The sequence below is a fragment of the Bacteroides sp. NSJ-39 genome, from assembly GCF_014287315.1.
In the GTDB taxonomy this organism is placed as follows: domain Bacteria; phylum Bacteroidota; class Bacteroidia; order Bacteroidales; family Bacteroidaceae; genus Bacteroides; species Bacteroides finegoldii.
The window spans coordinates 232,390-246,656 of record NZ_JACOOB010000005.1 but is presented as its reverse complement, the minus strand read 5'-3'; the positions used below and the strand labels follow the sequence as shown (position 1 = coordinate 246,656).

Below are 14,267 nucleotides of genomic sequence, written 5' to 3'. Positions count from 1 at the left end.
TCCCCTTATTTCTTATTTTTTTTATTCATCTCCGAATAGTAGCCATCCCCATAGCCATATCCGTAACCGTAGCTATAACCATAGCCGTAACCATACTTTTTCTTTTCAATATGGCTGTCGTTTAATACAATGCACAGATGTTTGAATTTACCTTCCTGATGCAAACGTTCCAATTCCGGAAGATAACGACGATCGAGTTTTCCATCACGAACCACATATAAAGTCAATTCAGCTACACGGTTTACAATCGTAGCGTCCGCTACCACCTGTGCAGGGACATTATCCAAAATTATATAATCATATTTTTTCTTCAGCTCATCTACCAGTTTCTCCAAACGATCGCTCATCAGAAGTTCGGAAGGATTGGGTGGTACAGGACCAACTAAAAGCATATCCACAGCGGGATGAATCAGCCCCTTATCCAATATATTATCTATATTATCATGTAAACCGGAAAGATAAGTACTCAATCCTTCTTTATGTTTGACACCCACTAATTTACCTTGAGTCCGTTTGCGTAAATCAGTATCTACCAATACCACTTTCTTTCCGGCTATTGCCAATGCTACCGCCAGGTTCCGAGACACAAAAGACTTTCCTTCACCGGGCATGGTAGACGTAAACATAATCACACGGGCATCCTTTGCTACAAAATTGATGTTTGAGCGCAATAGGCGGAAAGCTTCAGAGATAAGATCGTTCTTATGTTCATCTACTACTATGGAATTATCTGCCACTTCTTCCTTGCGGGAAGGAATCTCACCCAACACCGGAATGGTGGTATAATCTTCTATATCCTTACGTCCCCGAACGGAAGTATTCCATAGCATCAACAACACTTGTATCCCCAAAGGAATAGCTAATCCCACTGCTAAAGCAGCCAGCAAAAAAGTTGTAGAATGAGGGGCAATAGGCGCATTAGAACCAAATGGAGACTCTACAACCCGAATATTAGCCTCTGTTACAGCTAACTGAAGTGCGTTTTCTTCACGCTTATTCAACAGGAAAGTATACAATGCCTCTTTAATGGATTGCTGACGGATAATACTCAACGCCATCTTTTCCTGCTTGGGAACCGCTTGAATCTCAGTATTAATCTGATGTTCCACAGCACGTGTCCTGTCCAATCGTAGACGAAGATTTTTGATATAATTATCCATTGAACCGGAGATTACCGTACGCATCTCCGCCAAATTCTTATCAGCTGCCTGGACAACCGGATTTTTTTCTCCAGATTCAGCCAACAGATGATTACGTTGAAGCATAAGTTCATTGTAAGCGGTAATCTGACTTTGCACACTTGCATCTCCCACTCCGGAAACATTAGGAATCAGTTGATTGTTGCGGGTTACATCCATCAAATAACTCTTAATGGATTGTGCTATAGATAATTCTGTTTCCATCTGCAAGGTTTCACCTTTCACACGACTGCTTTCAGCCAGATATTGAGAGCCGTTGCCTTCTGTACCTATAATACGATTGCGCTGTTTAAAGTCTGTCAATTCTTCTTCTACATCTCCCAGTTCCTTGCCGATAACCGCAATGCGTTCGTCTATGAATTTAGCCGTATTTACAGCTATACGATTTTTATCTTCAATAATCGTTTCGTTATACACATTTATCAAAGCACTCAATATCGCATCGGCACGTGAAACATTATTGCCAACACAGGTGATTTGTACCATCGTAGTGCCTTTACCTGCCAAAGAAGTAGAAATACCTCCTTTATAAATAGCCGTAGCCGCTTCCGGACTCATACGTTTTACTAAGACAGGCTTACCTATGTATGTAGAGAGGTTCTCAGGTTTCAGATTGACAACCATTCGTCCCGCTTCTGTCTGCAACGTGTCTCCATAGGCATGATTACCATTTATTGAGAGCTTCTTTCCTCCTACGACAAAATTGGAAATCGCGTAGTTCTTTACATCCAGCGGAGTGACATTCATTGAAACAAAAGAGTGATAAGGATCAAAAAAAGTCACTTCAACCGGAGATTCTGCAAACAAGGAAGTATTACGAAAAAAGCCGTCTTCCTCATACGATACATCCAAATGCAGGCGATTGACTACCTCACGTACCAATTGATGCGAGCGAAGGATATACATTTCATTTTCAACCCCGCTCCCTGTTACTCCTCCCTGAAGTTCCAGCATGGCGGATATATCCGAATTAGCTGTTTTTCCACCGGTCTTCACTAACATGACGGCCTGACGCTGATAGACAGGGACCAGTGTACGGGTATACAAGTAAGCAGCACTCACACAGACAATTACAGAAATGGCAAACCAATACCAATTGGCTATTATCAACTCTACAACATCCCGTAAAGTGATATTAAAACCACTTTCTCTGGTCGTTTTTTCATTGTTATTTTCCTGAATATATTCCATTTTATTTCGCAAGAACAAAGATTAATGACAGTACGGAAGCCAATACTGCTATAACACTACCACCGGCAGACAAGTAAGTCAGTGCAGAACTTCCCTTCACATTAATTGATTTATTGGGTTCTACATAAACCACGTCATTTTGTTGCATATAATAGACCGGAGAATTAAAAATGTCTTCACTGGAAGTCAAATCTACCGTATAGCTCTTACGCTCTCCGTTTTCTTCCCGGATCACTTGTATATTATTCCGTTTCGCTGTTGGCGGCAAATCACCGCCTAGCCCTATCGCATCCAGGATGGTCACCCGATCGCTAGGAAGTTCTTTTACACCGGGACTGTTGACTTCTCCCAAAAGCAAAATCTTCGCTCCCTTAAAACGGACTTCTACCGTCGGGTCTTTGATATACTCACCTTCTATCAACTTATTCTTGATTACCCCTGCCAATTCCAAACGAGTAAGACCGGCTACATGTATTTTTCCCAAAACAGGTACTTCAATATCACCATTCTTATCTACCAGAAGCCCTTGAAGTTCCTGTGAAGCTCCACTAGTGGTGGATGAACCCAACACCTGGCTATTGGCAAAAGGTGTCAACAATTCCGGTGTCTTACTATTAATCGTAATATAAAGCTGGTCGTCCGGCTTGATATGCAATTCATAATCATCAAGTACTTTCTGTGAACTTGGGTCTAACGAATTTGCACCCTGCAAATAAAGCATTTTTTTAGATGAGACACAGGAAGTCAGCCCTCCTGCAAAACACAAGAGTAGCAAAGAGTTTGCTAGAAATTTTTTCATGAAAATATTTTTTTTGATTATTCTGATACCGGCTCTACACATCCCACCGGTATATCCACACATGCACACCCCAACATAGTTAACCGGACAGCAACTTTAGACTTGCCGTCCACATTTACCAACTCTCCTTCCAAACCTGCCAAAGGTCCTTTTATCACCCGTACCTTTTCTCCCGGTGCCAACGGCGATGTGCTCATACTGATCGTTTCATCCGAATAATCGAGCATAAATTTGAATCGCAACATTTGTTGGTCAGGAATAACAGCCGGAGTACTTTCCCCACGCAGTACCATATAGCGGCTGATAGCGGACAGCGTCAACACCTCTTTTTGTTCTTGAGGGTCGACATGGACAAAAATCATCATCGGAAGTAAAACGCGATCTACCACTTTACGACGATCACTCCATTTATGAACCTCTTGTTGAATAGGAAGGAAATTTTCAATCCCCATTTTCGTTAGCCGCTCACTCGTTTTTTTCTCGTGATATATGCGTACAACCGCCACTAGCCAGCGTTTTGAGCGCGCTACGCTTCTGCCAATCACAGTTGTTGGCAGAAGATTTTGATCGTCATTTTTGCTAATGATCATTTATATTTACCCCATATTTCTTGCTACTTCTTAAATGAAGCAACGAAATTTTGCGCAAATATAAATATTATATATCAGACAAAATAATAAAAAGATGTTTTTTTTCACAAATGAAGGCTACCACTTGTAGTTAATACCGAAGCTGAGCAGTTCCTTTAACTGGAAATAACTGTCACCTTCAGTGGGTTTGGAGCTATCGTCAAAACGGGTGTGAATATAAAGTTTGGTAGAGAGATAACGGTTAAGAACGAAGTTGAACGTGTTTTCCCATTCCACACGTGCCCAATGATAGTTGGTCAGATAGTTGAGACGGGATTCCAATGATACGGCAGAGATGATATTCCAGTTAAACGTAGACTGCAACTGTGAACCGAAGTCATTCTTGGAGCATTTGCCTTTATCCAGACCAAATTTCGTTTCATCCACTTCCGAGTTGTCAATATAACGTAGGTTATAAGTCAATGGCGCCATGAAGACAGAAAGATTGAATTTCTTTTTGTTCAGCTTATAGTCCATACCAATACTGACCGCCAAATCGGCCGGAGACATGAAAGCTGAAACCAGATCTTCGCTGTTAGCCTTGTATCCATTGAAAAACTGGGTTTTGAACTCAGAGGAGATCGTATAATACCAATTCTTAAAAGCTCTCAATCCCAGCTTGTTATAGACGCGAAGTTGGTCGGTTGTGAAAAGATATTTATGGTATTCGTCCGATGGAGTGGAAGTCATACCCGCTTTCGCTTCAAGCTGGTTTTCAAACAGCACTTTCTCATTGTCATTATAGTTTGCGAAGATCAGAAAAGTAGCTAATCCGGAGAAGTTACTCTCCCCTCCCTTATACCAGTTGTCCGAAAGATGGTTCTGACTGATCTGTAATGAACCGTTACCTCCTACAACCCACCAGTTGGGACGGCTGATCTTGATATCGGCCTTTCCTACATTATCATTCATATCTTCACGTTGAAACAGATGAATCACATTCGCTTTGGGGGAAATCTTCGGTTTCACATCATGCCGGAAAACATCCCGACTCATGATACGGTCTTCCGTAGTAACAACCAAATTCGGATGTTGCAGATAAAGATCCATCAAAGCGTTATTGACTAATGTATTGGCACGTCGGGTTTTGGTAAACACCAATGTGTCGTATGGTAAAAGTTCCGATGTCAGTTTGGGGGTAGTGTCCGGCTGCACAGGTTTCCATCCCAGTCTTGAATACTGCTCCATCGGGGCATAGTAATATGCCAAAGGAGTAAACAGACGAAAATAGTCGGGATCCGACGGAATATAGCGCGGCGGTACAGACGGATCATTCAGATAATCCAATTGGGCTATATACTTATTATATAAATAAGAAACGGTATCCAATTTGGGTGTCGGACCGGACATGTTGAGTTTTAACATTAAATATTTCTGGAGTTCTGCCGAAAGTGTATCTGCTTTTACGACTTTGGCCTTAGCCACTACCGTTGAAGATTTGGGAAGTGAAGAATTGCCGGCATTTTCCTGTGCAGAAAGCGATAACGAAAATAACAACAGGATAAAAACTGAATATAAAGTAGTAACTCTCATCATATTTGTTTATGGTTTAGGCTGCAAAGCTACATTATTTTGTTCAGAAATCATAGGATTCTTTCAAAATTGCATTTTTTAATAAAATTGTAGAGACGAAAGTCTGCATTCTTCCTCTTTTTTTTATAATTTTGCGCTTTTTAAGTTCATAAGAATACTACTAAGTAAACAATTTTAAAAACAGTTATAGCTGTGGGAGAAACAAAGTATATTTTCGTCACCGGTGGTGTTGCCTCTTCATTAGGAAAAGGTATCATTTCATCTTCCATCGGTAAGTTGCTGCAAGCAAGAGGTTATAATGTAACCATTCAAAAGTTTGACCCGTACATCAACATCGACCCGGGAACACTGAATCCATACGAGCACGGAGAATGCTATGTAACGGTAGACGGACACGAAGCCGATCTCGACCTGGGACATTATGAAAGATTTCTGGGCATACAAACGACTAAGGCGAACAACATTACTACAGGACGCATCTACAAAAGCGTCATCGACAAAGAGCGTCGTGGAGACTATCTGGGTAAAACGATTCAGGTGATTCCGCATATCACGGATGAAATCAAACGGAATGTGAAACTGCTCGGTAACAAATACAAATTCGATTTTGTCATCACCGAGATCGGTGGTACGGTAGGCGATATCGAGTCACTCCCCTACCTCGAAAGTATCCGTCAGTTGAAGTGGGAACTCGGTAAGAATGCTCTTTGCGTGCACCTGACTTATGTTCCTTACCTTGCTGCCGCCGGAGAGTTGAAAACAAAACCGACGCAACATTCTGTAAAGGAGCTCCAAAGTGTGGGTATCCAGCCGGATGTACTGGTACTGCGTGCCGAACATCCGCTAAGTGACGGACTGCGCAAGAAAGTGGCACAATTCTGTAATGTGGATGATAAAGCCGTAGTGCAATCTATCGACGCAGAAACAATCTACGAGGTTCCTATCCTGATGCAGGCACAAGGCTTGGATAGCACCATTCTCGAAAAAATGGGACTGCCGGTAGGAGAAACTCCGGGGCTCGGTCCATGGCGTAAATTCTTGGAACGCCGCCACGCAGCTGAGACCAAAGAGCCTATCAACATCGCATTGGTCGGAAAATATGATTTGCAGGATGCTTACAAATCTATTCGTGAAGCATTGTCGCAGGCCGGTACTTACAACGACCGCAAAGTGGAAGTACATTTCGTAAACAGCGAAAAGCTGACGGACGAGAATGTGGGTGAAGCCTTGAAAGGTATGGCGGGTGTCATGATCGGACCGGGATTCGGCCAACGGGGTATTGACGGTAAGTTTGTAGCTATCAAATATACACGTACACATGATATTCCGACTTTCGGAATCTGTCTGGGGATGCAATGTATCGCCATCGAATTTGCCCGCAACGTATTGGGATATACAGACGCCAACTCACGCGAAATGGATGAGAAGACTCCGCACAACGTGATTGATATCATGGAAGAGCAGAAAGCGATCACCAATATGGGCGGAACCATGCGTTTGGGTGCTTACGAGTGTGTATTGCAGAAAGGCTCTAAAGCATATCAGGCATACGGAGAGGAACATATTCAGGAACGCCACCGTCACCGTTACGAGTTCAATAATGACTACAAGGAACAGTACGAAGCTGCCGGTATGAAATGTGTAGGTATCAATCCCGAATCGGATCTGGTGGAAATCGTAGAAATTCCGACATTGAAATGGTTCGTAGGTACGCAGTTCCATCCGGAATATGGAAGCACGGTACTGAACCCGCACCCGTTGTTCGTGGCGTTTGTGAAAGCGGCTATCGAAAACGAAAAGTAATTAGTAATTTGTAATTAAAATAAGAATGGATAAAAATACCATCACAGGTCTCGTTTTAATAGGTATATTGTTAGTAGGATTCAGCTTTCTGAGCCGTCCCAGTGAGGAGCAGATAGCTGCGCAAAAAAGATACTACGATTCTATCGCTCTTGTACAACAGCAGGAAGAGGCACTGAAAGCAAAAACGGAGGCAGCACTGGCTAACAGCAAGAAAGAGGCGGCATCTGCTGCCGATTCATCCTCCCTGTTTTTCAATGCATTGCAGGGAACAGACTCTAAAGTCAGTATCCAAAACAATGTAGCGGAAATCACTTTCACAACCAAAGGCGGACGTGTCTATTCAGCCATGCTGAAGGATTACATGGCACAGGACAAGAAGACACCGGTTGTACTGTTTGACGGTGACGATGCATCGATGAATTTCAACTTCTATAATAAGGAAGGAGCTATCCAGACAAAGGATTATTTCTTTGAAGTGGCAAACAAGACGGATAGCAGTGTGGTCATGCGTCTGGCGGCAGATAGCGCAAGTTATATCGACTTTATCTACACGTTGAAACCGGACAGCTATCTGATGAACTTTGAAATCAAGGCGACAGGTATGACAGACAAATTGGCAAATACCAATTATGTGGATATCGATTGGTCACAGCGTGCCCGCCAACTGGAAAAAGGATTCACTTACGAAAACCGCTTGGCAGAGCTTACTTATAAGATCAAAGGAGATGATGTGGATAATCTGTCGGCAGCCAAAGACGACAGCAAGACATTGGAAAACCGCATTGACTGGGTAGCTTTCAAGAACCAGTTCTTTTCATCGGTATTCATTGCCGAGCAGGACTTCGACAAGGTTTCCGTGAAATCAAGAATGGAGCAACAGGGAAGCGGATATATCAAAGATTATTCTGCTGAAATGAATACTTTCTTCGATCCATCGGGTAAAGAACCGACAGAGATGTATTTCTATTTTGGTCCGAACCACTTCAAAACGTTGAAAGCATTGGATAAGGGACGTGACGAAAAATGGGAATTGAACAGACTGGTATACTTGGGTTGGCCGTTAATCCGCTGGATCAATCAGTTTATCACGATTAACGTATTCGACTGGCTGTCGGGCTGGGGCTTGAGCATGGGTATCGTGTTGTTGATTCTGACCATCATGGTGAAGGTTGTGGTTTATCCGGCTACGTGGAAGACCTATATGTCATCTGCCAAGATGCGTGTACTGAAACCAAAAATCGACGAAATCAACAAGAAATATCCGAAGCAGGAGGATGCGATGAAGAAGCAACAGGAGGTGATGGGCCTTTACAGCCAGTACGGGGTAAGCCCGATGGGCGGCTGTCTGCCGATGTTGTTGCAGTTTCCTATCCTGATGGCTTTGTTTATGTTCGTGCCGAGTGCTATCGAACTACGCCAACAGAGCTTCTTATGGGCTGACGACCTTTCTACATACGATGCATTCATTACATTCCCGTTCCATATCCCGTTCTTGGGCAACCACCTCAGTTTGTTCTGCTTGCTGATGACTGTGACTAATATTCTGAATACGAAGTACACAATGTCTATGCAGGATAATGGAGCGCAACCGCAAATGGCGGCTATGAAATGGATGATGTATCTGATGCCGATTATGTTCCTGTTTGTCTTGAACGATTATCCGTCAGGTTTGAACTACTACTACTTCGTGTCGACCTTGATTAGCGTAGGTACCATGATTTTGCTTCGCAAAACGACTGACGAAACAAAATTGCTGGCTATCCTGGAAGCGAAAAAGAAAGACCCGAAACAAATGAAAAAGACCGGATTTGCTGCCCGCCTGGAGGCAATGCAAAAACAACAAGAGTTATTGCAGCAGCAAAGACAGAATAAGAAATAAGGAAGAAAATCCTATTATATTCTGAAAGAGCCGGACATCCTACTTGGGTTGCCCGGCTTTCTTTCTCTAAAAATGAAATAAGATGAAAACAAAATATACTTATAAACAAATTTGGACAATAGCCTACCCTATCCTCATCAGTCTGATCATGGAGCAAATGATCGGTATGACGGACACTGCTTTTCTGGGACGTGTCGGGGAAATTGAACTGGGCGCGTCCGCCATTGCCGGTGTATATTATCTGGCTATTTTCATGATGGCATTCGGATTCAGTATCGGTGCGCAGATATTAATTGCCCGCCGTAACGGAGAAGGAAACTACAAGGAAATAGGACCGATCTTCTATCAGGGAATCTATTTCCTGCTGGCTGTTGCCGTCATTCTATTCACGCTGTCCATCGTATTTTCACCACATATTCTAAGGAATATCATTTCGTCACCACATATTTATGATGCAGCCGAAAGTTATATCCATTGGCGTGTATATGGTTTCTTTTTCTCGTTTGTCATGGTGATGTTCCGTGCATTCTTTGTTGGTACGACACAAACAAAGACACTGACTCTGAACTCCATTGTTATGGTGCTTTCGAATGTGGTATTCAACTATATCCTGATTTTCGGTAAGTTCGGTTTCCCGCAACTGGGAATTGCCGGTGCCGCTATCGGTTCTTCATTGGCGGAAATGGTATCGGTGATTTTCTTTATCATTTATACCTGGAAGCGGATTGACTGCAAGAAATATGCATTGAATATATTACCCAAATTCCAGAGAAAGACATTGAAGCGGATTCTCAATGTTTCGGTGTGGACGATGATTCAGAATTTTGTTTCTTTGTCCACCTGGTTCATGTTCTTCCTGTTCGTAGAACATCTGGGAGAACGCTCACTGGCTATCGCCAATATTATCCGCAACGTATCAGGAATACCGTTTATGATTGCAATGGCTTTTGCCACCACCTGCGGTTCGCTGGTCAGCAACCTCATCGGGGCGGGCGAACAAGATTGTGTTCGAGGGACCGTCAGACAACATATCCGTATCGGATACGTATTCGTATTGCCGATATTGATTTTCTTCTGTCTGTTTCCCGACCTGATTCTGAGTATTTACACGGATATGCCGGATCTAAGGGCTGCCTCTGTACCTTCATTATGGGTGTTGTGCTCCGCTTATCTGGTGTTAGTACCCGCCAATGTCTATTTCCAATCGGTATCCGGTACGGGAAATACGCGGACTGCATTGGCTATGGAGCTTTGCGTATTGGCAATTTATGTAGCCTATGCCACGTACTTCATTCTCTATCTGAAAATGGATGTCGCTTTTTCTTGGACAACGGAAAGCGTGTATGGTACTTTCATCCTGCTCTTCTGTTATCAATACATGAAGAAAGGAAACTGGCAGAAAAAGAAAATCTAAATTCTTTTTTCACTATCTTCGCAAGAAAATAAACATTTTATAAAATATATGAGACAAGCTAATTTATTTATGATGTCGGCAGCAATGTTGTTAGCTGCCTGCGGAGGAACCAAAGACGCAGGCAAAACGGATCAGGTGCTTATCGAGAAATCGGATATCAAGATCGAAGGGAAGCGCATGACTCCCGAAGCACTTTGGGCTATGGGACGTATTGGCGGATTCGCTGTATCGCCCGACGGAAAGAAGATCGCGTATACGGTAGCGTATTACAGTGTGCCGGAGAACAAGAGTAACCGCGAAGTATTTGTAATGAATGCAGATGGAAGCGATAACCTACAAATTACCCACACTCCTTATCAAGAGAATGAGGTGACTTGGATAAAAGGGGGCAGCAAACTAGCATTCCTAAGCAATGACAGCGGTAGTAGCCAGCTTTATGAGATGAATCCGGATGGTAGCGAACGCAGACAACTGACTAACTACGACGGAGATATCGAGGGATTTTCCATCTCACCGGATGGCAAAAAGCTTTTGTTTATCTCACAAGTAAAGACTAAAGACAGCACAGTAGATAAGTATCCGGATTTACCTAAAGCTACGGGTATCATCGTTACCGACCTGATGTACAAGCATTGGGATGAATGGGTCACGATGGCACCGCATCCGTTCATTGCAGATTTTGATGGAAACAGTATTTCCAATGTCATAGACATTTTGGACGGCGAACCGTATGAAAGTCCGATGAGACCTTGGGGGGGTATCGAACAACTTGCCTGGAATACGACTTCGGATAAGGTGGCCTATACTTGTCGTAAAAAAACCGGACTGGAATATGCAATCTCTACGAATTCGGACATTTATATTTATGACCTGAACACGAAGAAAACGGAGAATATAACGGAAGAGAACAAAGGATACGACACCAATCCGCAATATTCACCAGATGGGAAGTATATTGCCTGGCAGAGCATGGAACGTGACGGATACGAAGCTGATCTGAACCGTCTGTTCATCATGAACCTGGAAACCGGCGAGAAGCGTTTTGTGAGCAAAGCGTTCGAATCGAATGTAGATGCTTTTGTCTGGGGAGCAGATGCTAAAGTGATCTATTTCACAGGTGTATGGCATGGAGAATCACAAATTTATGCGCTTGACCTGGCAAATGATTCGGTAAAGGCTATTACTTCAGGGATGTATGATTACGAAGGGGTAGCTCTTTTCGGAGATAAGCTGATTGCGAAACGTCATTCAATGAGTATGGGTGATGAGATTTACACTGTGGCACTGGATGGTTCTACCACTCAACTGACACAGGAGAACAAACAAATCTATGACCAGCTAGAAATGGGTAAAGTGGAAGGTCGCTGGATGAAAACAACAGATGGTAAACAGATGTTGACATGGGTGATTTATCCTCCACAGTTTGATCCGAACAAGAAATATCCGACTTTGCTGTTCTGTGAAGGAGGTCCGCAGAGCCCGGTAAGCCAGTTCTGGTCTTATCGCTGGAACTTCCAGATTATGGCAGCTAATGATTATATCATCGTTGCTCCGAACCGTCGCGGTTTGCCGGGATTCGGTGTGGAATGGAACGAACAGATTAGTGGCAATTACGGTGGCCAGTGTATGAAGGATTACTTCACTGCTATCGATGAAATGGCAAAAGAGCCGTATGTGGACAAAGATCGTCTGGGATGCGTAGGTGCCAGCTTCGGAGGATTCTCTGTATATTGGTTGGCCGGACATCACGACAAACGGTTCAAAGCGTTCATTGCTCATGATGGTATCTTCAACATGGAAATGCAGTATCTGGAAACTGAAGAAAAATGGTTTGCCAACTGGGATATGGGAGGCGCATACTGGGAAAAACAGAATCCGGTGGCACAGCGTACGTTTGCCAACTCTCCTCACCTATTCGTAGAGAAATGGGATACTCCTATTCTCTGTATTCATGGAGAAAAAGACTACCGTATTCTGGCTAATCAGGCAATGGCTGCTTTTGATGCTGCCGTGATGCGTGGTGTTCCTGCAGAGTTGCTGATTTATCCGGATGAAAACCACTGGGTATTGAAGCCACAGAATGGAGTGTTATGGCAGCGCACATTCTTTGAATGGCTGGATAAATGGGTAAAGAAAGCGCCGTCCAAATAAAATTTTACGTTAATTACATAGTAGAATAAACATAGTAAACTAAAAGAAGCCCCTGTTCTCAATCTTTTGAGTTCAGGGGCTTCTCCATTGCATTCATCAAAATCGGCTAAAATTATAAAAAAGTTCGCTAAATTTACTCCGAATAAATATTTTCAATTTCTACAATATACATCTTATGGAAACCGCCATGAGCACCACCGTACCACTTTTCCAATGATTCCTTATCCAGAAAACATTCCGGTTTGATAGCGTCAGCATAAAGTTTCTTACATTCCAGGCTCAAACGTGCCTGCTCGAACAGGACATTACCTTTTTCTGTAAATACAGGTTTCAATCCGGTTTCTTTTACTTTATCTATATTACGTCCCGACTTGGAACCACAAACAGCGTGAATCTTCTTATTTTCTTCTCCTAAGAAAGAAAGTGTCAGGTGATCGTTCTCCTCCACAAACTCGTATGTATACCGTTCGGGACGGATAAAAACGAAAGCAACCGGTTTATTCCACAACCAGCCAATGCCACCCCAACTTGCTGTCATGGTGTTAAACTTCTCTTTTGTTCCCGCCGTTACGAGCATCCACTCTTTTCCGATTGCTTCGAAAAAGTTTTCTTTCAGGTCTTTTACTTCTAATTTCTTCATCTCTTTATTCGTATCTAAGTATTCTTATTTCTGTTTCTTCAATTTCACGATCTCTCCCAAATAAGGAATTTCCACAGAGATCTTCCGTTTCTTTGCCTCTGTTGCAAAGACTTTCGGGGGATCATGCAAAGGCTCGTCAGACAAATCGAATGTGCCATAATGCATGGGGATAGTAAGTCCTGCATGCATTTCTTCGGCAGCAGTCAAAGACTCGTGAGGCGATATATGATTGGGACGCATAAACCAGCGAGGTTTATATGCCCCGATACCCAACAAAGCGTAATCAGGTGCTCCGAACAGACCGGGGATTTCACGAAAGTGGCTGGAATAACCTGTGTCACCACTGTAATAAAGGGAGATTCCATCTCCTTGCAGCATGAAGGCTCCCCACAATCGCTGGCCGCCATCGCGTACGGAACGTTTGCTCCAGTGTTGTGCCGGTAGAAAAGTAATCTTCAATCCCTCATCTTCCATTTGTTGATACCATCCGGCTTCAATCACCTTCATTTCAGGAAACCATCCCTGAATCAGTTCACCGGTTCCCAATCCAGAAAAGAGTTTCATTTGCGGGTTATTCTTCAATAGGCGTGCTATACTCTTCTTGTCCAGATGATCGAAATGGTCATGGCTGACAAGTAGATAATCAATCCCTGTAAATATGTCAGGATTAGCAGGAAACTCGCTCTGTCTCTTCACAAAAGGAATACTGCCGAACACAGGATCGAACATGATTCGTTTACCTGCTAATTGCAGAAAGAAAGAATTATGTCCGAGCCATATCAGGGAATCTCCTACCACCGCATCCAATGAACGGAGGTAACAAACTTTCGGATCCCATTTCACCGTCTTCTTCTCCTTGCGTTGAGGATTGGGCGAAAGACGCCATTTCAGTACACTCCCCATCCCCGGACGGAAGCGATGCTGCCGATTAAAAAAACGCCCGCGCACCATCGGATTTCCTCTCCAATAAGGGTTGACTGTCGCTAAACGTTCGTTTCTCCTAAAACATATATGTTCACCCATTTTTAT

10 protein-coding genes are annotated in these 14,267 nt (G+C 43.2%); 4 read left to right on the top strand and 6 right to left on the bottom strand.

Going from position 1 to position 14,267, the window contains the following annotated elements:
* Positions 1-5: 5 nt before the first annotated feature.
* From H8S63_RS08285 to H8S63_RS08270, 4 genes are all read right to left on the bottom strand, one after another.
* Positions 6-2,390: a tyrosine-protein kinase family protein gene (locus H8S63_RS08285; RefSeq protein ID WP_186926409.1), complete on the bottom strand. Its 2,385-nt coding sequence runs from the start codon at positions 2,388-2,390 to the stop codon at positions 6-8.
* Position 2,391: 1 nt separating this feature from the next.
* Positions 2,392-3,189 (bottom strand): polysaccharide biosynthesis/export family protein, encoded by a 798-nt coding sequence (locus tag H8S63_RS08280; RefSeq protein WP_186926407.1) that lies wholly within the window; start codon positions 3,187-3,189, stop codon positions 2,392-2,394.
* 17 nt (positions 3,190-3,206) lie between these two features.
* Entirely contained in the window at positions 3,207-3,779 is a 573-nt protein-coding gene (locus tag H8S63_RS08275) for a UpxY family transcription antiterminator (RefSeq protein WP_143865642.1), read from the bottom strand.
* A 117-nt stretch (positions 3,780-3,896) separates the two neighbouring features.
* Positions 3,897-5,354: a DUF3078 domain-containing protein gene (locus H8S63_RS08270; protein ID WP_186926405.1), complete on the bottom strand. Its 1,458-nt coding sequence runs from the start codon at positions 5,352-5,354 to the stop codon at positions 3,897-3,899.
* Between the two features lie 189 nt (positions 5,355-5,543).
* On the opposite strand from H8S63_RS08270, the gene H8S63_RS08265 reads away from it, so the two are divergent.
* The 4 genes from H8S63_RS08265 to H8S63_RS08250 all read left to right on the top strand — a co-directional run bounded on the left by H8S63_RS08265 (position 5,544) and on the right by H8S63_RS08250 (position 12,598).
* Positions 5,544-7,154, top strand: a complete 1,611-nt coding sequence (locus H8S63_RS08265; protein WP_007761204.1) for a CTP synthase — start codon at positions 5,544-5,546, stop codon at positions 7,152-7,154.
* Between the two features lie 25 nt (positions 7,155-7,179).
* Complete coding sequence (gene yidC, locus H8S63_RS08260) at positions 7,180-9,033, top strand: membrane protein insertase YidC (protein ID WP_143865627.1); 1,854 nt, start codon at positions 7,180-7,182, stop codon at positions 9,031-9,033.
* An 82-nt stretch (positions 9,034-9,115) separates the two neighbouring features.
* Positions 9,116-10,447, top strand: a complete 1,332-nt coding sequence (bexA, locus tag H8S63_RS08255; RefSeq protein WP_186926403.1) for a multidrug efflux MATE transporter BexA — start codon at positions 9,116-9,118, stop codon at positions 10,445-10,447.
* Between the two features lie 48 nt (positions 10,448-10,495).
* A complete protein-coding gene (locus H8S63_RS08250) occupies positions 10,496-12,598 on the top strand; it encodes a S9 family peptidase (protein WP_186926401.1) in 2,103 nt (700 codons plus the stop codon).
* A 133-nt stretch (positions 12,599-12,731) separates the two neighbouring features.
* Here H8S63_RS08250 and H8S63_RS08245 read toward each other — a convergent pair whose 3' ends face one another.
* Both H8S63_RS08245 and H8S63_RS08240 read right to left on the bottom strand, forming a co-directional pair.
* Positions 12,732-13,238 (bottom strand): flavin reductase family protein, encoded by a 507-nt coding sequence (locus tag H8S63_RS08245; RefSeq protein ID WP_186926399.1) that lies wholly within the window; start codon positions 13,236-13,238, stop codon positions 12,732-12,734.
* Positions 13,239-13,262: 24 nt separating this feature from the next.
* A complete protein-coding gene (locus tag H8S63_RS08240) occupies positions 13,263-14,261 on the bottom strand; it encodes an MBL fold metallo-hydrolase (protein WP_186926397.1) in 999 nt (332 codons plus the stop codon).
* Between the last annotated feature and the right edge of the window lie 6 nt (positions 14,262-14,267).